An 18,634-nucleotide genomic window follows, 5' to 3' on the forward strand; every position below is an offset into this window, starting at 1 on the left:
GAAAAACCCAGGATAGACAGGCCGCAATCGATAAAAAACAGGGCATTATTCCGCTCTTTACGGACAAAAATGCCGCAATTGAGGTGCACCATGGACAACTTGAACGGCCTGCAAGTGTTTGTCTGCGTGGTCCAGAGCGGCAGCCTGGTGGCCGCCGGCGAGCGCTTGGGGCTGTCTGCCTCGGCGGTGGGCAAGGCCCTGGCACGCCTGGAACAGCGCCTCGGCGTACGCCTGCTCAATCGCAGTACCCGGCGCCTGAGCCTGACCGATGAAGGCGCACTGTTCTATGAACGCGGCCAGCGCATCGTCGACGAGGTGCACGAGGCAGAAGCCGAGCTGGCACGGCTCAGCGATGCGCCTCGAGGGCGGTTGCGGGTCAGCCTGCCGGCCATCGGCTATCGCATGCTGCTGCCGATCCTTCCGGCGTTCTCCGCGCGCTATCCGGACATCGAACTGGACCTGGATTTCAACGACCGGCTGATCGACGTCATCGCCGAAGGGGTGGACGCGGTGATTCGCAGCGGCGAGTTGCCGGACTCCCAGCTCAGGTCCCGCAGCCTCGGGCCTTTTGGCTTCGTGCTGGTCGGCGCCCCCGGCTACTTCGCTCGCCGCGGCATCCCGCACAGTCCAAGGGAGCTGGAGCGGCACGCCTGCCTGCGCTACAAGTTCCCCGGTGGCCCCCAGCTGCAGCCGTGGCGCCTGCACCTGGCCGACAGCCCAACGCCGCTGGTGCTGGGCAGCGCCCTGACCAGCAACAACCTGGAATCGCTGATCCATGCCGCGACCCAGGGCCTGGGCATCGCCTACGTGCCGGATTTCGTGGTAAGCGGCGCCCTGGCCGACGGCAGCCTGGTGTCGGTGCTGGACGACTTCCAGCAAGAACGCGGCAAGTTCTCCATCCTCTGGCCCAGCAGCCGGCACCTGCTGCCCAAGCTGCGGGTGTTCGTCGACTTTCTCGGCGAGCATCTGCTGCTCGGCAAACCTCACAAGGAGTCATGATGATTGGCGACCAGCCCACCCTGCGCACCGAGCGCCTGTTGCTGCGGCCCCTGGAACTGGCGGATGCCGACGCCATCCAGCAACGGTTTCCACACTGGGAAGTGGTGCGCTACCTCAACGCCCTGGTGCCCTGGCCCTACCCGGCCGACGGCGCCTTGAGCTTCGTGCGTGACCTGGCCCTGCCGGCCATGGCCCGGGGCACCGAGTGGCACTGGACCCTGCGCCGGCACAGCGCCCCGCAGCAGCTGATCGGCAGTATCAGCCTGATGGATGAAACCGAAACCACCGCGGCTTCTGGCTGGCCCCGGCGTGGCAGGGCCAGGGCTACATGAGCGAGGCCTGCAAGGCGGTGGACCACTATTGGTTCGAGGTGCTGCAACGGCCGTTGATGCGCGTGCCCAAGGCGGCGCCGAACCAGGGGTCACGGCGGATTTCCGAGCGTGGCGGCATGCGCCTGATCGAGTCACGGGACGGCGAATTCGTCAGCGGGCGGTTCCCCGTGGAGCTGTGGGAAATCACCCGCGAAGAGTGGCGCCGGCTCAGGTAAAGCGCACCCCGGGGCGAGCGCGCTGGTCCACGGTCAGTTCAAATACATCCGGGCGTGCGTAATGGCCGACCACGTCGTAGTCATAACGCGCCCGCGCCAGATCGGCGGTGTCGATCTCAGCGCTGATCAGCCCGGCTCGGCCCACCAGCGGCCCGGCCAGCACATCGCCCATGGGCCCAACGATCACGCTGCCCCCGGCAATCAAGGGGCGCTGCGCCGGCCAGTTGGCAATTTCCAGTCCCAGTTCCTCGGGCGAGGCCTGCACCTGACAGGCGCTGACCACGAAGCAGCGGCCCTCGTGGGCGATATGGCGCATGCTCACCTGCCACATTTCCCGCTCGTCCACCGTCGGCGCGCACCAGACTTCGATGCCCTGGGCATACATCGCGGTGCGCAGCAGCGGCATCATGTTTTCCCAGCAGATCACCGCGCCGAGCCGGCCCACCTGGGTGTCCAGTACCGGCAGGGTCGAACCATCACCCTTACCCCAGATCAGCCGCTCGGTGCCGGTGGGCATCAATTTGCGGTGCTTGCCCAACAGCCCCGCCTGCGGGTCGAAATACAGCGCCGTGCAATACAAGGTACTGCCGCTGCGCTCGATCACCCCCAGGACCAGGTTGGCCCCGGTCCGGGCCGACAGCCCGGCCAGGGCCTCGGTCTCGACCCCGGGGACATCGATGGCATTGGTAAAGTAGCGGGCGAAAGCCTCACGCCCCTCCGGCAGGCGATAGCCCAGTTGGGTGCCGAAGCCTTCACCCTTGGGGTAGCCCCCCAACAGCGCTTCGGGCATCACCACCAGTTGCGCGCCGGCCTCGATGATGGCGGCTTCGTAGGACAGGATCTGCTCCAGGGTGGCCGCCTTGCCTTCAGGCAAGGAACCAATTTGCAAAGCGGCGACGATGGACTTGGGCATGGCATGACTCCTCGAATGATCAGGTGTTGCGCATTGTCCTGCGGCCGCTGATTATCGATAACCCCCAACTCAGTGCTTAATGATATGAGCCATATGAATATCGCCAGCGTCGATCTCAACCTGCTCAAGGCCTTCGAAGCCTTGCATGACGAGTCCAGCGCCAGCCGCGCGGCCCTGCGCCTGGGGGTCACCCAATCGGCCATGAGCGCGGCCTTGCGCCGGCTGCGGGAGCTGTATGGCGATCCGCTGTTCGTGCGCACCGGGCGCGGGTTGGCACCGACCCTCAAGGCCAATCAGTTGAAGCCGGTAGTCAGCGATGCCTTGAACAAATGCCGGCAGAGCCTGGCCATGGTCGCTCCGGACACCGGCGATTATCAGGGGCGCTCGGTGACAGTCGGGCTGTCGGATGATTTCGAGATTGCCTATGGTCGGCAGATGATCGAGGCCGTGGCCCGACGGGCGCCCAAGCTACGGCTGATTTTCCGCCAGACCCACAGCCAGATCGTCGCCGAGGCGCTGTTGCAGCGCAGCGTTGACCTGGCCATCAGTGCCGGCGGTTTTGCCGAACGCCTGCTCAGCCGCCAGGTGCTGGGAGAAGGGGCTTACCTGTGCCTGGCCGACCCGGCCAGCCTGGCTCCCGGACAGCAACGCATCAGTCTTGAAGAGTTCGTCGAACGGGAGCACCTGCTGGTGTCGTCCCAAGGCTTTATCGGCATCACCGATGAAGGGTTGGCAAACCTGGGCCTCAGTCGCCGAGTGTGCGCCTCGACCACGCACTTCGCCGCGCTGCCCTTTCTGCTCAAGGGCAGCCAGGCGGTGGCGACCATTCCCGACCATGCCGCGCGGCGCATCGCCGAGCTCACCGGCCTGCAACCGCTGCCCTGCCCCTTGGCGCTGCCACGTTATCCAATTGAACTGGGCTGGCGCACCAGCGCGCAGGTCGACCCGTTGCTGGTGAAGGTGCGCGAGGCGATCGTCGAGAGTTTTGCGCTTACTTGTTCGCCGCCATCAGACGATTGACTTCACTGCGTACCATGTTGGAGTACTCCGGCGGCGACAGGCCGTCGAGCTCCGCGCGAACCCACTCGGCCCATTTGCCCTTGCGCTTGCCGCGCTCGCCGAACAAGCGGGCAGCCTCGCCTTTGGCCTTGCCCAGGTTGCTTTGCCACAAGTCGAACAGGCGGGACTTTTCGTCCTCGATGGCGGCCCGCTCGGCCATGGACTTGTTAGCCAGATTGAAGCTCATGGGAATTTCCTGCTGCGTAAAATGGGCGACATCTTACACTGTAGGCGCTGCAGGTTTACCCCGCAGCGGCCCGCACACAGCGAAATAGCTGCAACTTTTAGTGCCGCGCCAGACTCCATTGCTTGTCACACCATCAACTCTGTAGCCCTTGCCGCCGGCTGCGATTGGCTCTGACGCAGACCCGCCGTAGCGCCACTGGCCACATTTTCAAGGAACCCGTTCATGGCTCGTAAATCTGCCGCGCAAGCGGAAAACGATCAAATCAAGGATCAGGCATTCAGCGAACTGCAAGCGCTGATCGAGGAGTCGGAGAAACTGCTCAAGGGCAGCGCGACGCTGATGGGCGACGAAGGTGAAAGCCTGCGTCAACAAGTGAGCGTCAAGCTCAAGCAAGCGCTGGACTCGGTGAGCAAGGTGCGCGAGCGCAGCAAGCCGGTGGTGGACGCCACCGAACAGTACATCGGCGGCCATCCGTGGCAGACCGTGGCGATTTCCGCCGGCGTCGGCCTGGTGGTCGGCCTGTTGTTGGGCCGCCGTTCGTAATCGATAGGGTTTTTCAAGGCCAGGCACGCCATGGGCGGCCTGGCCTTTTTATCACTTCAACCTTGCGCCAGGGCTCGCAGTTGCTGCAAGGCCTCAGCGGCAATGGCAATCCCTTGATGCAACGAACGCTCACGCTGCTGATGCCGGCGAGCTCCCGGTAAGCGCTTGAGCCCTGCGGCATGCATCTGCCGCACCAGCTCCTGACTGCGCTCAGCAAAGTTCTGCCCCGCGGCTTTGCTCGGATCGATCACGATCAGCAACTGGCCGGTCCATGGCGTCTTCGCCCCGGGATGGCTGGACCAATCGAACTCGAAGGAGAAATGCCCCCCGGTGAGCGCCGCGGCCAGCAACTCCACCATCATCGACAGCGCCGACCCCTTGTGCCCACCAAACGGCAGCAAAGCGCCGCCTTCGAGAATCGCCTTGGGGTCCTGGGTCGGCTGGCCCAGGCTGTCAACGCCGATGCCCGGGGGCAAGCGTTCACCCTTGCCTGCGGCGATCTGTACATCGCCGTGGGCGATGGCGCTGGTGGCCAAGTCGAAGACGATCGGCTGGCCCTGGGCCTGGGGCGCGGCAAACGCAATCGGGTTGGTGCCGAACAGCGGCCGGTCGGCACCGTGAGGCACCACGCAGGTCATGCTGTTGACCACGCTCAAGGCCACCAGGCCTTCCTCGGCAAAGGGCTCGACATCCGGCCAGAGGGCGGCGAAGTGGTGCGAGTTGCGGATCGCCAGCACTGCAATCCCGGCGGCACGGGCCTTGCTCACTAGCAACTCGCGGGCAGCGGCCAGGGCTGGTTGGGCGAAGCCATTGGCAGCGTCAACCCGAACAAAAGCCGGTGCCACGTCTTCCACCAACGGCACCGCCCGACCGTCAACCCAGCCACTGGCGAGGGTCGAAACATAACCGGGGATGCGGAACACACCATGACTGTGGGCACCGTCGCGTTCGGCGCCAGCGCAGTTCTCGGCCAGGCAGCGGGCCACCTCGGCCCGGCAGCCATGGGCCAGGAAAATCGTTTCCAGCAACTGCACCAAGGCAGGCAGCGTAAGGTATTCGCAGCGAGGTTCAACAACCAGGGACGACTCAGGCATCTGAAGCTCCGATTTCATTATTAGAGGGGGCAACAGCGTGTGACGAGGGAGACGGCCCAGCGATTAAACAACGCCTTGCGACGTCTCTGTCAACCACCTGCGTTCGCGTGCACAGAAGGTGCCAGCCCCCCTCAACCGCGCCCCTTCAGCGATCGAAACAGGCGGGCACCGAGAAAAAACCGATGAAAATCCCCCCACCTTGATAGTTATTCGCCATGACGGTTGTTCTACAAGCCTGGCCGCGAAGGGTAGAATGCGCGAAATCAGGAAGAGTCAATGAGCGAACACACCCTCTCAGAAGCCGAATACGACGCCATTACCGAAGCGGCTGCGCAATGGTGCATGCGCCTGCATGAGCCCGACTGCAGCGATGCCGAACGACTGGCCTTTCAGCAATGGCATGATGCCAACCCAGTGCACGCCTTCGAGTACGAGGCGATGCGCGAGATTTGGCAAGTGGCCGATCAACTGCCCCCTTCCACGCCGCCTCCCACCTCAATCAAAACCGCCCCCAGGTACGCCTGGCGGCGTTACGGCGTGGCTGCGGCCATTGCCCTGTGCGCCCTGCCGCTGGCTGGCTACAGCGGCTGGCAACTGGGTTGGGTGCCCTCCTCCTACGAGCGTTTTGAAGCCAGTGACAGCCTGCGCAGCGTCACGTTGGCCGACGGCAGCCTGGTGCAACTGAACCTGGGCAGCGTCCTGACCTACAGCAACTACAAGGACCAGCGTCGGGTCACCCTGAACAAGGGCGAGGCGTTCTTCAAGGTCAGCCACGACAGCCTCCACCCATTCGTGGTCAAGGCCGCCCAGGGTCAGGTCAAGGTCACCGGCACTCAATTCAACGTGTGGATGTACGAAGACCAGGTACGGGTGACCTTGCTCCAGGGCTCAGTGTTGGTCAGCAGCAACACCGCACTGCCCGGCTCAGGCTTGCGCCTGGAGCCAGGCATGCAGGCGCGCTACAAGGCCGGTGACTTTGAGCCGCAGATCAGCCAGACCTACAGCGATGACGGCACCCTGGCCTGGCGCAACGGCAAGCTGGTGCTGGATAACCTGGCCCTCGGCGAGGCGCTGCCGCTGATCAACCGTTACCTCGATAAACCCGTGCAAGTGGCCGACAACCAGACCGCCAGGATCCGCATCGGCGGCATCTACAACACCCGGGAGGTCAAGCACCTGTTGACCTCGCTGCCCAAGGTCCTGCCGGTCTACCTGACACGCAATCATGACGGCAATCCGGTGATCAATTCACTGCCACAGTCGCCGCCCAAAAGCTGAAGAGTGCCCTCTGTCGGGGCGGTCCGGTGTTGTTCACTCATCACTTGTGTGCCAATGCCGCGGCTCGTGAATCACCAGCCGCTGATACGCCGCATCGGCGCGGATCTGCGCTTCGGTAAAAGGCAACACACTCCACTGCTGGCGGGCAAACGCCTCGGTCTGATCGCGAAAGTGCGCCGACGCCGGGTCACTGGACAAGGAAAACGCCAACAATCCCAAGGCGCGCGGACCTTGCTCATCAAAACTGACCACATTCAGGTAGCTGGTGCCGCTCACCACCTCGCGCTTGCCGGCGACGCCGGGCACGCTCTGGATGGCGTTGTACACCCCGAGGTTTTCCGGGCCGCCGGGCACCGCCGTCGGGCGTCCGCCCTGGCTCACCTGCTGGATCTCGCCCCAGCGCGCATCAGCGGCCAGCCCCGCATCCGCCACTTGCTGTACCGAAGCCAGCATTGCCTTGCGCAGGGCCTGGGCCACCGACGCGCGGCCGATGGCCAAGCCCCGTGGAGTGTGCTGCGGATCCTTGGGGTCAAAGGCCACGCGCCAGATCGCCGTATTATGCAACAGCCTCTGCATGATCCCCTGAAAATGCACAAACCCGAGCCCGGCCTGCAAGCCAGCGCTGCGATCCCAGGACTTGAGGCTGGCACACAGCGGCGCCAGACGCTGTGCATCTGGTCCCAGGTCCTGCTCACAAAATTGCAATAAGTCCGGCATCACCAGGCCCGCCAGGTACACCTGATCATCGGTGACCATGTGTTGCAGATCGCTGACCTGAGCCTTGTGCATCCGGCTCAGTCGATCCAGAGCGAAGCGCGCCCGCATCTTCAACGGTACGTCCTGCTGACTGATCACCGGCGAAAAGCCTTGCAGCGGCGCCGCCGGGTTGGCCATCCAAGCCGAGTCGTTGGCGTGCTGCACGTAGTCGTGACGGGCCAGCTGCGGCAGCGCGCTGGCGGGAAAAATCCCCGGCTGGGCCGCCGTCGGGTCGATATCCCAGGCGCAGGTACTGCGCGAACCGTCGAGGACGATGACCGCGCTGGCGAGCCGTGGATCGCTGCACTGCGCCAGCTTGGCCTGGGTAACGTTGGGCACCACCGACTGGTTCATGTACAGCGCCCGGCCCTGATCATCCACTGCCAGGGTGTTGACCCAGGGAATGCCCTGGATCCGGTGCACGCTGTCCTGCAGCTCGGTGACATTACGGGCCTGATTCATCGCAGACCACTGGGTCAGCACTCGGCTGTTGTCGAGGTTGGCGTCCCGCAGGCTGTAGGCCTGCCGGTGATCCCAGTCCAGTTCGCCGGGCCACTGCACGATCGGTCCAAAGACCGAGCGGTACAGGGTTCGCGTCTGATTCTGCAAGCGGCCGTCCGCGCCCTTGCTCTGCACGGTGATCGTCTGGCGCTGCAAGGGGAGCGAGCGCCCGTCCAGCAGGTAGCGGGTCGGGTCCTTGGGGTCCAGCTGCAGGCGATACAGCGTGAAATGCTTGGAGGTATCTACAGTGTGGCTCCAAGCCAGGTGCTGGTTGAAGCCAATGTTGATCAGCGGCAGACCCGGCAAGGCCGCGCCCATCACATCCAACTGCCCGGGAATGGTCAGGTGCATCTGGTAAAAGCGCATGCCGCCCACCCAGGGAAAGTGCGGATTGGCCAGCAGCAACCCGCGCCCGTTGAACGAGCGCTCACTGCCAATGGCCACCGCGTTGCTGCCTCGATCCAGGGCGAAACGCTCCAGGCGCGTGGCCGCCAAGCGCCAGTCGCGGGCCTTCACCGGGGTCTGCGCCAGCCCCCCCGGCGGCATGGCCCCGGCCAGGGCCTCGACAAACTGACCGGCGCCGCCTTCCACCAGCAGGCGCCGGGTCAGCTTCACCAGGTCGGAGGTGAGCAGCGGCCTTACCCACTCGCCCTGGCACTGCTCGGGCAAGCCTTGGCGGCGGCGCTCGGCCAAGTGCCGGTTGAAGCCCTCAACATAACCCTGCATGCGCTCGCGCATCGCCGGGGTTTGCGCCTGCCAGAAGGCGCTCACCGCCTCCGGCGGGTTCAACCAACTGAAAAACACATCGCTGCTGAGGTTGTCCCGTTGCTCCAGGGTCTGCTCCTGGGCGCCGAAGTACTTCGAGCGCTGGCCGTTCACCGTCAGCACTTCATTGGCCATCAAGCACAGGTTGTCCTGGGCATAGGCGTAGCCAATGCCGTACCCCAGGCCGCGCTCGTCGGCGGCGCGAATATGCGGCACGCCAAAGGCGGTGCGGCGAATCTCGGCTTGGGTTTGCTCGGTCTGGGGCAACGTCGCGGCACCACAACTGAGGCTGAAAAACAGGGCTGCAAGGCCAACATGCGGTAACTGCCTGGACATAATCACGCCGACTCCTGATGTAACAAAACAAACCAGGACTGGTGTGCAGCAACGCAGGGCAATGCCGCCAGTCTGGGGATCGGGCGGCGCGCGGTTCAACCGAGGCCTGCCTGCCCCTACAAACGAAATCCGCGACGAAAAATTAATCCAGGGTGAGAGAAGTGGCGTTATGACAGGTCAGCAACCTGATACCGACAATTTTTCTACATTTAAGCCTTCATGATTCGCGGCGCTCACTCGTCTAGTCACTAGAGCATCTATCATTCTTTCCTGGTCAGGCTCTGCTAAGGAGTTTTTGCATGTACAACCCGCAACTGCCAACGGACGGCACCCCCGCGAACAGCACGCCATCCCTGAATGCCGGCGCCGGTGTTTTCGGCAACAACGCCGAGCGCAACAGCAACGAACGAATCAAGCACCTGCTGAAAAGCTTTGGCCTGCGCACCAGCCTGATTCGCCTGAAAGTCATCGATGCATTGCTCACCGCCGCCCAAAACGAACGCTCCCTGGGCGTACGCGGGATCCACAGTCAACTGCTGGAGCTGGACATTCCCCTGTCGTTTCTCAGTGTGCGGGAAGTCTTGAAGCGCCTGTGCAGTGAGGGAGTGATTACCCTCAATGCCGATAAAAGCTACAGCCTGCATCAGAAGGCGACCGCGGTGCTCGACGGCCAGATCTGACCCAGGGTCGGGTCAGGGCTTGACCTTGCGGCGCATCACGCCATTGATCACCACTACGATCACTGCCACGCCAATGGCGATGTACTGGAAGATTTTTTCGCTGATCACGCCGTTGTTCTGCAGAGAGGACAAGCCGAGCATGATTCCCAGTACCATCAGGGAAATCAGAATCGAGTATTTCAAGCGTTGTTTCTGGGTCATTGCGGGGGTCCTGAAGCTGAAATTGTATCCACTTTGTATCAAGTGCCATGCCAAGCACATACCCGGTTTCGGGGATGGCCGGCACAAATCGGGGTCACATGGTACAGGCGCCAACGAGTTTTTTCCTGCTTGTCGCCTCGCGGTATTCCCTGTGCCTTTGAGGATTGAGAAATGTTCCGTCGAATCACACTGCTGATTCCCCTGCTGGCCCTGTTGACCCTGTCGGGCTGCATTATCATGCCCCACGATGGTGGGCATCATCGTCACTACGATGGCGGCCCGGGTGACTACCGCCGCTGAGCCAGCCTGCCCATCGTCGCTGCTGCACGGTCTGCAGCATCCAACCCGACGCCCGCCCTGCCGCGGGCGTTTTGCCCTCTGGCGACGCGCCCCTCAGGGCCGCGAGGTGTGATGGCCCGGACGGGCGAACAATTGCACCAGCCAATCGACGAACACCCGCACCCGGGTGGACAGATGCCGTTGCGGCGGATAAAGCGCGGTCAGGGGCATCGCCGGCGGGGGGAAATCCTCCAGGACCTCCTGCAAGGCTCCGCTGCGCAATTGCCGGGCGACGTTGTAATACGGCGTCTGCACCAGCCCGTAGCCGGCTTCGCAGGCCGCCAGGTAACCGTCGGCACTGTTGACCGCCACTTGCTTGGGCAGATCCAACTGGCGCAGTCGCCCGCCCAAGTAGAACTCCAGGCCGTAACGCTTGCCGGTCACGCTGGAAAAGTACTCCACCATCTGGTGCCCCTCCAGCGCCTGGGGCGACAGCGGAATGCCCCGCCGACGCAGGTAGTCGGGGCTGGCACAGGTCACTTGCTGCAATTGCACCAGTGGCCGCGCCACCAGGCTGTCATCCAAGACCAGGCCGCCACGCAGGGCGCAATCGACGCCTTCGCGGATCAAGTCCACCGGGCGGTCGTTGAGGCCAATCTCAAGCTCGATCAACGGATAGCGGGCGCTGAACTCCGGCAGCGCGGGAATCACAATCAGCCGGCCGATGCCCGCCGGCATGTCGACGCGCAAGGTGCCCCGCGGATTGTGCCGCGCCTGTGAGAACACCGCCTCGGCTTCCTCCAGGTCCGCCAGCAGCCGCACACAACGCTGGTAATAGGCGCTGCCATCCAGGGTCGGGCTGACTTGGCGGGTGGTGCGATGCAACAGTTGCACCCCCAGGTGGGCCTCCAGTTGTTTGATCAGGATGGTCACCGACGCCCTTGGCAGTTGCAGGCTATCGGCCGCTTTGGCAAAGCCGCCAAGCTCGACGATGCGGGTAAAAACGCGCATGGCGTTGAAACGGTCCATGGAATACCGCCCCGATATTGTTTAGAAAATCAAAATAGTGATAGCGCTTTTAGCCTGTTTATCGGCTTTTTGTCGAGTAGCACAATGCACCTCCTTCCCCATTCGACGGAGTTTTCATCGATGCACACTCGACAACTGGGTCATAACGGACCGCAGGTCAGCGCCATTGGCCTGGGTTGCATGGGCATGAGCGATTTCTACACCACAGGCAGCGATCCCAAGGAGGCCATTGCCACCTTGCACCGAGCCCTGGAGCTGGGGATCACGCTGCTCGACACTGCCGACATGTACGGCCCCCACAGCAACGAAGAGCTGATCGGCCAGGCGATTCGCGGCAAACGCCAACAGGTGTTCGTGGCCAGCAAATTCGGGATTGTCCGCGATCCCGGCAACGCCAAGGCCCGCGGGGTAAACGGCCGACCGGAATATGTGCGCGCCAGCATCGACGGCAGCCTGCGGCGCCTGGGGGTGGAGACCCTGGATCTGTACTACCAGCACCGGGTCGATCCGGACGTGGCCATCGAAGAAACCGTCGGTGCCATGGCCGATCTGGTCAAGGCCGGCAAAGTGCGCTACCTGGGCCTCAGCGAAGCCTCGGCGGCCACCCTGGAACGCGCCCACAAGGTGCATCCCATCAGCGCCCTGCAAAGCGAATATTCATTGTGGAGCCGCGACCAGGAAGACAACGGCTGCCTTGCCACCTGCAAACGCCTGGGAATCGCCTTTGTGCCCTACAGCCCCCTGGGGCGAGGCTTTCTCACCGGTGCCCTGCAAAGCCCGGATGATTTTGCCGCCGACGATTACCGGCGTTTGAGCCCGCGCTTTCAAGGCCAGAACTTCCAGCACAACCTGCAGCTGGTGCAACAGGTACAGCAGTTGGCGGCGGACAAACAGGTCAGCGCCGGGCAACTGGCCCTGGCCTGGGTGCTGGCGCAGGGCGACTACCTGATTCCGATTCCCGGCACCAAGCAACGGCGGTATCTGGAGGAAAACGCGGCAGCACTGCACATCACACTGAGCACGGCGGAGCTGGCTTCATTGGAGGGGATTTTCAGCCCACAGAGCACTGCTGGGCCGCGTTATGACGAAGAGGTGATGGCGCTGCTCAATCGCTGAGGCTTGCAGCCCGGGGTGCGCCGGGATAACCCGCGCACCCCGCGACGGGATCAGGCTTTGGCCGAGACGTTCTTGTCGGTCACCGTCGTGCCGTTGCCCTTGCCGTAGTTCTGCAGGCCCTGGAGCACGTAGATGGCCTTTTTGTATTCAGGGATCAGGTAGTTGGCGTACTTGTTGCCCTTGAGGTTGTTGTTCTGGATGTCATCGAGCTTCATCGCGAAGTATTCGAGGGCATTGAACGGTTGCTCCGGATTCTTCGGAATGCCGAAACGATCGAACTGATCACCGGCATTGAGCAAGGTCAGGGCCGTGACATCGGAAATCAGGCCGTTGTTCTTGAGGAAGGTGCTCATGTTACCCAGGGACTTGGCGGTCACGATGGTCGGATCGAAGCCCTTGATCTGCTTGTGCAGCTTCAGCTGGTCCATCTTGCGGATGTCCAGCACGGTAGGGTTCTGCCCCACCAGGGTCAGCATCTGCCGGACCTTGGCACTTTGCGATACCGGCCTAGAGGAACTGCCACCGCCCTCCTGAACCAATAACCCCGCCTTGCTGGTCCAGCCTCCAACGTATCCGATTGCCATGCTGACACTCCTGTGGTCCGGCCCTCCTTCCTCCCACAAGAACCGTCCCTTCAGGTCAATGAAGCCCCCTACAGTTGGTTCGGAACAGGGTGAAAGCCGTTAATGAAAAATCTGAATGGCAATAAGTATCAACGCCGATACACCGCTCAACAATGGTTTATGTCCTGAGATTACAATTTCCGTACATTCTCGACACAATCAAGGCAACGCCCGTTTTTAAAGGGCCACAGCGTTTTTCAGGGCGCCAGACTGTGATTTTTCAGCCCGCAACCCGCAGTTCGATGAGCACGTCAGGTCGTGACCTGGCCTTTTGCGCTAGATCCGCCCGCGACATCGTCCCCCTTGCCTGCATTTTTTATTGCACGATCGTCCCAAAACACTTGAGAATCGCGCCTTATCCCGCTGAATCCCCGATAAGAATCCCCGCGACAGCACAATAAAAACACTTGGTAAGGACTGGCCCCATGTCTGCTTTACGTACGATCCAAGCCCGCTACACGCTCTTTCTGGTTCTGTTCATTGCCTTGATGCTGATCCTCACGGTGGTGGGCATCCGTCAGTTGGTGGCCCCCAAGTTGCGCAACACCGAAGAACAGGTGGCCCTGAACCGTATCGCTGAAGTCGCCGAACACATCCAGGGCGAGTTGAACAAGGTCCAGGCTCAGCAACGCAGCATCACCCAGACCATCCCCCTGCTCGACAGCGACAGCATCGATAAGGTCCTGCCGGGATTGGTGGACCAGTACGGCGAGCAGAAAGTCTTCGGTGGCGGCATCTGGCCGCTGCCGGGCCAGCGCACCCCGGGACGCAACAAGCACAGCACCTTCTGGCACCGCGACGCCTCCGGCAAGCTGGTGGTCAACACCTTCTGGAACAGCGAGGCAGCGCCCAACTATTACGACCAGTCCTGGTACAAGGGCGGCCTGCAGACCGCGCCCGGCCAGTGCGCCTGGGCCGCCGCCTATAAGGATGACGCCAGCGCCGAACCGCGAACCAACTGCGCCATGGCCATCCGCCGCGACGGACAGCCTTGGGGCGTATCCACCATCGACGTGACCCTGGGCTTCTTCAACGACCTGGTAGCCCGCCAGGAACAAGCCCTCAGCGCCCAGATGCTGATCGTCGAAGGCGACGGCAAAATCATCAGCAACAGTTCGCGAATCAATGGCCCGATCGTGCTCAAGAACATCCGTGACCTGAGCGCCGGCTCGCCCTTCGCCGCCCAGGTCCAGGCCGCCCTGGAACGTCGCGACAATGGCGCCCAACGGGTCGAGTTCGATAACGCCGGGGTGCCGAGCATCTTCTTTATGCGCGCGATCGAAGGCACCCCTTGGTTCCTCGCCAGCGCCCTGCCCCTGAACTTGATCACCGCCCAGCGCGACGACGTGCTGAGCACCCTGAGCCTGTTGCAGATCCCTATGGTGATCTTGCTGGTGCTGTTGCAGGTCTACGCCATCCGCCAACTGGTGCAGCGGATGAAAGTCCTCAAAGGCAACATCGACGCCCTGGCCACTGGCGACGCCGACCTGACCCGACGCATCGTGATTCGCGCCGAGGATGAACTGGGTGCCATCGGCCACTCGGTCAACCACTTCATCCAGTACCTGCAAAGCATGATCGGTGAAGTCACCCAGGCCACCGATGCCATGGCTGGCAGCCTCGCGCAGTTGCAACAAAGCTCGGCCCATAGCCAGCAGATCCTGCTGCGCCACGCTTCGGAGACCGATCAGACGGTGACCGCCATTACCGAAATGAGCAGCACCGCCGAAAGCGTCGCCGCCAACGCTGCGCAAACCGCGGACTTCACCCAGCGTGCCAACCAGCACGCGCAACACTCCCGGGTGGTGGTGGGCGAAGCCTCCAGCAGCGTCATTGCCCTGATCGACGAAGTGGCGGACGCCACCCACAAGGTCGAAGCCATGCAAGCTGATGCCCAGCGCATCACCGAGGTGCTGGGGGTGATTGGTGCCATCGCCGGGCAAACCAACCTGCTGGCCCTGAACGCCGCCATCGAAGCAGCGCGGGCCGGGGAACAGGGGCGCGGTTTCGCCGTGGTCGCCGATGAAGTGCGGGCCCTGGCGGCCCGGACCCAGGACAGCACCTCGCAGATCAACGAAATGCTCGCGCGCCTGACCCAGGGCGTGAGCACGTCGGTCAGCGCCATGGAAAACACCCAGGCCAGCTGCCAGTCAGCGGCGGACGCCACGGCACGGGTCAACAGCGGCCTGGACGAGATGGCCGACTCGGTGAACCAGATCAACAGCCTCAGCACCCAGATCGCCACCGCCGCCGAACAACAGAGCGCGGTGACCGAGGAGATCAACCGCAGCATGGTGAGCATCCGACACATGGTCGAGGAACTGGTGGAAAGTGCCCGGGCCGGTGAAAGCAACACCCAGCGCTTATTGCAGGCCAATGCCCAGGTCAGCCAACTGATGAGCCGCTTCACCGTCCGTTAAACCGCTCCCGCCGCCACTGGTGCCCCCCAGGCGGCGGGACCTTGTTCAGCCCCCCAGGGGTACTCCCCCGATCTGCACCTGACTGAACTGCGCGCGCATGCAGCAACATTCGGCCCAGGCCCTGAGCAATCTCAAACAACGCCTGGACACACTGCGCCACTGATCAGAAGGCACCATTGTGCGGCCTCCATCAGGGGCCCGAGTCCGGGCAATGACCGCGATGATTTCGTATAACCTTGATACACAAGCGCCGTTCCCGAAGCGCAAAAACACGCAAAAATGCACGGCACACCGCAATGGCCCCGCCGCACTTCCTTCGATCAACACGAGACCTTCCATGAAACACACCCTGCGTCTGACTGCCCTGTCCGCCCTGCTGATCGGCTCCCTGGCCCAGGCCGCTGATTTGATTCCCATTGACGTGCACCGCGATGCCAACTGCGGCTGCTGCAAAAAATGGATCGCACACTTGCAGGACAACGGCTTTGCCGTGACCGACCATGTTGAAAGCAACATGAGCGCGGTCAAGCAGCGTCTGGGCGTCGCCCCGCGCCTGGGCTCGTGCCACACCGCCGTGATCGACGGCAAGTTTGTCGAAGGCCACGTCCCCGCCGAACACGTGCTGGCCCTGCGCAAACGCGACGACCTGCTGGGTATCGCCGCCCCGGGCATGCCCATGGGTTCACCCGGCATGGAAATGGACGGCATGGGCGCCGAGGCCTTTCAGGTCATTGGCCTGACCCGTGAAGGCCAAGACGTGGTGATCGCCGACTACCCCGCCCATTGATCCTCGGCACCTACCTCGGACTGTTCCTGGCGGCGTTCGGCGCCGCCACCCTGCTCCCTTTGCAATCAGAAGCCCTGCTGGTGGGCGTGCTGCTCAAAGACCCGCAGGCGGTGCTGGGCTTATGGCTGGTGGCCACATCGGGCAACGTGCTGGGCTCCCAGGTCAACTGGTGGCTGGGGCAACGCCTTGAACGTTATAAGGAACGCCGCTGGTTCCCTGTCAGCCCGCGCCACCTGGAACGGGCCCGGGTGCATTACCAGCGTTATGGTCACTGGTCGCTGCTGCTGAGCTGGATGCCGGTGATCGGCGATCCCCTGACCCTGGTGGCCGGGATCATGGGCGAACCCCTCAAGCGCTTCCTACTGATCGTCACCCTGGCCAAGGGTGCCCGCTACGCCGTGCTGGCGTGGCTCACCCTAGGCTGGATCGGCTGAGGCCTGCAACACGCACCTGTACATTGGCCAGCGGCCCCTGCCCCTGCCCCTGCCCCTGCCCATTGTTTGGGCAAGCTCGAACGAAGGCTGCACCAAGCCCACGCACGCCTTGAGCGAATTCTGGCCCGGCGCTCGTGCACCACGCTTCGACGCGGTGCACGAGCGACCTTTCGTCGGGACACATCCGCCGCACGCCGAGACCTCTCGACAAAACCACCGCCCCGGCCGGCGCCGCTCTAGGATCTGACCTAGACTGGGTTTCGCCGTGTGACCAGACGGTCACTTTTGCATTAAAAAAGTCGAAACTTTTCGCGACGGCCCAAGGTCAGGTTAAAGGTGGGGTCGTTGCCACTGGTGCATTCCTTGCAATGTCCCCCTCACCCTTTGCGCATGCTGCTTCGAGCAGCTCTGGCTGAACGATGTGTGGCGCCTTTGCGTCCGGCCGCAGGATTGGCCGACAGCACCGCTTGAGAAACAGGAACAAATCAATAAGACGGGAGAGACCTATGATCAGCGCCGTATTGGACACTCAGGGAGAGCATCCTCAACAGCAAGCCGGTGACCGCGCCGCCCTTTCGGTTCCAGTGACCGGGGGCAACACCGTACTGCCGCTGACGCGTCAGAACCCCAATCGTAAACGGGTGCTGTTCGTCACCTCGGAAATTGCCGATCTGGTGAAGACCGGTGGCCTGGGCGACGTGTCGGCCGCCCTGCCCCGGGCCATGGCCCACCTGCACGATGTACGGGTGCTGATTCCCGGCTACCCCCAGGTGCTCAACAGCGAAAACCCGATCCATATCATCGGCGAACTGGGCGGCCACGCAGCGTTGCCCGCCTGCAAGATCGGGCGCATGGACATGCCTGATGGCCTGGTGATCTATGTGCTGATCTGCCCGGAACTCTACGAGCGCGAAGGCACGCCCTACGGCGCCAACAACGGCCGCGATTGGCCCGACAACCACATTCGCTTCGCCCGCCTGGGACTGGCCGCCGCCGATATTGCCGCCAATCTGGCGCAAATCCACTGGCGCCCCGATCTGGTGCACGCCCATGACTGGCCCGCCGGCCTGGCTCCGGCCTACATGCACTGGCGCGGGCAACGCACGCCAACCTTGTTCACCATCCACAACCTGGCCTATCAGGGCGTGGTGAGCCTGGCCTCCTGCCCGGAACTGGGCATCCCCGAACACGCCCTGCAACAAGAAGGCATGGAGTTCTACGGCAAGCTGTCGTTTCTCAAGGCGGGCATGGCCTACGCCAGCCACATCACCACGGTCAGCGCCACCTACGCTGAGGAAATCACCACCCCGGCCTTTGGCTGCGGGCTCGACGGCTTTCTGGCCAGCAAGACCCAGCAGGGCCTGCTCAGCGGCATCCCCAACGGCATCGACGAAAGCTGGGACGCCACCAGCGACCCGCACCTGTTCTGCCCGTTCGGCATCGGCGACTGGGACGGCAAAGCGGCCAACGCCGCCCACGTGCGGCAGATGTTCGACCTCGACGCCTCCAGCGGCCCGCTGTTCGCCGTGGTATCACGGCTGGTCTATCAAAAAGGCCTGGACCTCACCGAAGCGGTGGCCGAGTTCATCGTCGAGTCTGGAGGCCAGATCGCCATCATCGGCCGTGGCGAGCCGGAAGAAGAACAGTCCATGCGTGCGCTGGCCAAGCGCTTCCCCGGACGCATCGGGGTCAACATCGGCTTCAATGAAACCGATGCCCGGCGCATGTTCGCCGGCAGCGATTTCTTACTCATGCCCTCGCGCTATGAGCCCTGCGGACTGAGTCAGATGTACGCCCAGCGCTTTGGCTCGCTACCGGTGGCACGCAACACCGGAGGCCTGGCCGACACCATCGAGAACGGCGTCACCGGTTTTCTTTTCGACGAGTCCAGCGTTGCCAGCTACCAAGAAGCCCTGAGCCGCGCGTTCAAGGTGTTCGCCTACCCGGCATTGCTCAACGCCATGCGCTGCCGAGCCATGGCCGCGCCATTCAACTGGTGCAAGGCGGTGGAGCCCTACGCCGAACTCTACGAACAACTGGTGGCCAAGGCGCTGGGGCACGCGGCCCGACCATAAGGGGCCTGAACA

At 63.0% G+C, this 18,634-nt stretch carries 17 protein-coding genes and 3 pseudogenes; 13 read left to right on the forward strand and 7 right to left on the reverse strand.

Annotated elements, in window-relative coordinates; genetic code table 11:
• Positions 1-90: 90 nt before the first annotated feature.
• Positions 91-999, forward strand: a complete 909-nt coding sequence (locus tag PLD_RS05360) for a LysR family transcriptional regulator (RefSeq protein WP_159890537.1) — start codon at positions 91-93, stop codon at positions 997-999.
• Positions 999-1,546 (forward strand): annotated as a pseudogene (locus PLD_RS05365) (GNAT family N-acetyltransferase). Before PLD_RS05360 ends, PLD_RS05365 begins: the two are co-directional and overlap by 1 nt.
• Here the strand turns inward: PLD_RS05365 and PLD_RS05370 are convergent.
• Positions 1,539-2,459 carry a carbon-nitrogen hydrolase family protein gene (locus PLD_RS05370; RefSeq protein ID WP_159890539.1) on the reverse strand — a complete coding sequence of 307 codons (921 nt, stop codon included), beginning with the start codon at positions 2,457-2,459 and terminating at the stop codon, positions 1,539-1,541. The pseudogene PLD_RS05365 and the gene PLD_RS05370 sit on opposite strands and share 8 nt — an antisense overlap.
• Before the next feature lie 84 nt (positions 2,460-2,543).
• Between PLD_RS05370 and PLD_RS05375 the strand changes: the two genes are divergently transcribed.
• A complete protein-coding gene (locus PLD_RS05375; RefSeq protein ID WP_159890541.1) occupies positions 2,544-3,479 on the forward strand; it encodes a LysR family transcriptional regulator in 936 nt (311 codons plus the stop codon).
• On the opposite strand, the gene PLD_RS05380 is transcribed toward PLD_RS05375, so the two are convergent.
• Positions 3,451-3,705, reverse strand: a complete 255-nt coding sequence (locus PLD_RS05380) for a hypothetical protein (protein WP_159890543.1) — start codon at positions 3,703-3,705, stop codon at positions 3,451-3,453. The two genes, PLD_RS05375 and PLD_RS05380, sit on opposite strands and share 29 nt — an antisense overlap.
• Before the next feature lie 222 nt (positions 3,706-3,927).
• Between PLD_RS05380 and PLD_RS05385 the strand changes: the two genes are divergently transcribed.
• A complete protein-coding gene (locus PLD_RS05385; RefSeq protein ID WP_159890545.1) occupies positions 3,928-4,248 on the forward strand; it encodes a YqjD family protein in 321 nt (106 codons plus the stop codon).
• 56 nt (positions 4,249-4,304) lie between these two features.
• Here the strand turns inward: PLD_RS05385 and PLD_RS05390 are convergent, their stop codons facing one another.
• Positions 4,305-5,342 (reverse strand): Ldh family oxidoreductase, encoded by a 1,038-nt coding sequence (locus tag PLD_RS05390; protein ID WP_159890547.1) that lies wholly within the window; start codon positions 5,340-5,342, stop codon positions 4,305-4,307.
• Between the two features lie 276 nt (positions 5,343-5,618).
• On the opposite strand from PLD_RS05390, the gene PLD_RS05395 reads away from it, so the two are divergent.
• Positions 5,619-6,620 (forward strand): FecR family protein, encoded by a 1,002-nt coding sequence (locus PLD_RS05395; protein ID WP_159890549.1) that lies wholly within the window; start codon positions 5,619-5,621, stop codon positions 6,618-6,620.
• A gap of 33 nt (positions 6,621-6,653) precedes the next feature.
• Here PLD_RS05395 and PLD_RS05400 read toward each other — a convergent pair whose 3' ends face one another.
• Positions 6,654-8,984, reverse strand: coding sequence for an acylase (locus PLD_RS05400; RefSeq protein ID WP_159890551.1), 2,331 nt, complete (start codon positions 8,982-8,984; stop codon positions 6,654-6,656).
• Between the two features lie 293 nt (positions 8,985-9,277).
• Between PLD_RS05400 and PLD_RS05405 the strand changes: the two genes are divergently transcribed.
• The gene (locus PLD_RS05405; RefSeq protein ID WP_159890553.1) at positions 9,278-9,658 is read left to right on the forward strand and encodes a fe2+ zn2+ uptake regulation protein; all 381 of its coding nucleotides are present in this window, start codon (positions 9,278-9,280) and stop codon (positions 9,656-9,658) included.
• Between the two features lie 12 nt (positions 9,659-9,670).
• Here PLD_RS05405 and PLD_RS05410 read toward each other — a convergent pair whose 3' ends face one another.
• On the reverse strand, positions 9,671-9,859 hold the full coding sequence (locus PLD_RS05410) for a hypothetical protein (RefSeq protein WP_159890555.1): 189 nt from the start codon (positions 9,857-9,859) through the stop codon (positions 9,671-9,673).
• Between the two features lie 171 nt (positions 9,860-10,030).
• On the opposite strand from PLD_RS05410, the gene PLD_RS30595 reads away from it, so the two are divergent.
• Entirely contained in the window at positions 10,031-10,159 is a 129-nt protein-coding gene (locus PLD_RS30595; RefSeq protein ID WP_256674551.1) for a hypothetical protein, read from the forward strand.
• A 93-nt stretch (positions 10,160-10,252) separates the two neighbouring features.
• Here PLD_RS30595 and PLD_RS05415 read toward each other — a convergent pair whose 3' ends face one another.
• Positions 10,253-11,167 (reverse strand): LysR family transcriptional regulator, encoded by a 915-nt coding sequence (locus PLD_RS05415; RefSeq protein WP_159890557.1) that lies wholly within the window; start codon positions 11,165-11,167, stop codon positions 10,253-10,255.
• A gap of 120 nt (positions 11,168-11,287) precedes the next feature.
• Between PLD_RS05415 and PLD_RS05420 the strand changes: the two genes are divergently transcribed.
• Positions 11,288-12,283, forward strand: coding sequence for an aldo/keto reductase (locus tag PLD_RS05420; protein WP_159890559.1), 996 nt, complete (start codon positions 11,288-11,290; stop codon positions 12,281-12,283).
• A 50-nt stretch (positions 12,284-12,333) separates the two neighbouring features.
• Here the strand turns inward: PLD_RS05420 and PLD_RS05425 are convergent, their stop codons facing one another.
• Positions 12,334-12,867, reverse strand: coding sequence for a hypothetical protein (locus PLD_RS05425; RefSeq protein ID WP_159890561.1), 534 nt, complete (start codon positions 12,865-12,867; stop codon positions 12,334-12,336).
• A 527-nt stretch (positions 12,868-13,394) separates the two neighbouring features.
• On the opposite strand from PLD_RS05425, the pseudogene PLD_RS31020 reads away from it, so the two are divergent.
• From PLD_RS31020 to glgA, 5 genes and pseudogenes are all read left to right on the forward strand, one after another.
• Positions 13,395-14,465, forward strand: a pseudogene (locus PLD_RS31020) (cache domain-containing protein); the annotation flags it as partial.
• 330 nt (positions 14,466-14,795) lie between these two features.
• Positions 14,796-15,326: pseudogene (locus PLD_RS31025) on the forward strand (methyl-accepting chemotaxis protein); the annotation flags it as partial.
• Between the two features lie 337 nt (positions 15,327-15,663).
• Positions 15,664-16,113, forward strand: coding sequence for a DUF411 domain-containing protein (locus PLD_RS05435; protein WP_159890565.1), 450 nt, complete (start codon positions 15,664-15,666; stop codon positions 16,111-16,113).
• A complete protein-coding gene (locus tag PLD_RS05440) occupies positions 16,110-16,547 on the forward strand; it encodes a YqaA family protein (protein WP_159890567.1) in 438 nt (145 codons plus the stop codon). Before PLD_RS05435 ends, PLD_RS05440 begins: the two co-directional genes overlap by 4 nt.
• A gap of 506 nt (positions 16,548-17,053) precedes the next feature.
• Positions 17,054-18,622: a glycogen synthase GlgA gene (glgA, locus tag PLD_RS05445; RefSeq protein ID WP_159890569.1), complete on the forward strand. Its 1,569-nt coding sequence runs from the start codon at positions 17,054-17,056 to the stop codon at positions 18,620-18,622.
• Positions 18,623-18,634 lie beyond the last annotated feature (12 nt).

Source organism: Pseudomonas sp. LD120 (assembly GCF_009861525.1).
Lineage (GTDB): Bacteria > Pseudomonadota > Gammaproteobacteria > Pseudomonadales > Pseudomonadaceae > Aquipseudomonas.

Bases quoted from the DNA above. Each gene is read 5' to 3' on its own strand.
- PLD_RS05360 (WP_159890537.1), top strand. From the start codon at position 91: ATGGACAACTTGAACGGCCTGCAAGTGTTTGTCTGCGTGGTCCAGAGC.
- PLD_RS05370 (WP_159890539.1), bottom strand. From the start codon at position 2,459: ATGCCCAAGTCCATCGTCGCCGCTTTGCAAATTGGTTCCTTGCCTGAA.
- PLD_RS05375 (WP_159890541.1), top strand. From the start codon at position 2,544: ATGAGCCATATGAATATCGCCAGCGTCGATCTCAACCTGCTCAAGGCC.
- PLD_RS05380 (WP_159890543.1), bottom strand. From the start codon at position 3,705: ATGAGCTTCAATCTGGCTAACAAGTCCATGGCCGAGCGGGCCGCCATC.
- PLD_RS05385 (WP_159890545.1), top strand. From the start codon at position 3,928: ATGGCTCGTAAATCTGCCGCGCAAGCGGAAAACGATCAAATCAAGGAT.
- PLD_RS05390 (WP_159890547.1), bottom strand. From the start codon at position 5,342: ATGCCTGAGTCGTCCCTGGTTGTTGAACCTCGCTGCGAATACCTTACG.
- PLD_RS05395 (WP_159890549.1), top strand. From the start codon at position 5,619: ATGAGCGAACACACCCTCTCAGAAGCCGAATACGACGCCATTACCGAA.
- PLD_RS05405 (WP_159890553.1), top strand. From the start codon at position 9,278: ATGTACAACCCGCAACTGCCAACGGACGGCACCCCCGCGAACAGCACG.
- PLD_RS05410 (WP_159890555.1), bottom strand. From the start codon at position 9,859: ATGACCCAGAAACAACGCTTGAAATACTCGATTCTGATTTCCCTGATG.
- PLD_RS30595 (WP_256674551.1), top strand. From the start codon at position 10,031: ATGTTCCGTCGAATCACACTGCTGATTCCCCTGCTGGCCCTGTTGACC.
- PLD_RS05415 (WP_159890557.1), bottom strand. From the start codon at position 11,167: ATGGACCGTTTCAACGCCATGCGCGTTTTTACCCGCATCGTCGAGCTT.
- PLD_RS05420 (WP_159890559.1), top strand. From the start codon at position 11,288: ATGCACACTCGACAACTGGGTCATAACGGACCGCAGGTCAGCGCCATT.
- PLD_RS05425 (WP_159890561.1), bottom strand. From the start codon at position 12,867: ATGGCAATCGGATACGTTGGAGGCTGGACCAGCAAGGCGGGGTTATTG.
- PLD_RS05435 (WP_159890565.1), top strand. From the start codon at position 15,664: ATGAAACACACCCTGCGTCTGACTGCCCTGTCCGCCCTGCTGATCGGC.
- glgA (WP_159890569.1), top strand. From the start codon at position 17,054: ATGATCAGCGCCGTATTGGACACTCAGGGAGAGCATCCTCAACAGCAA.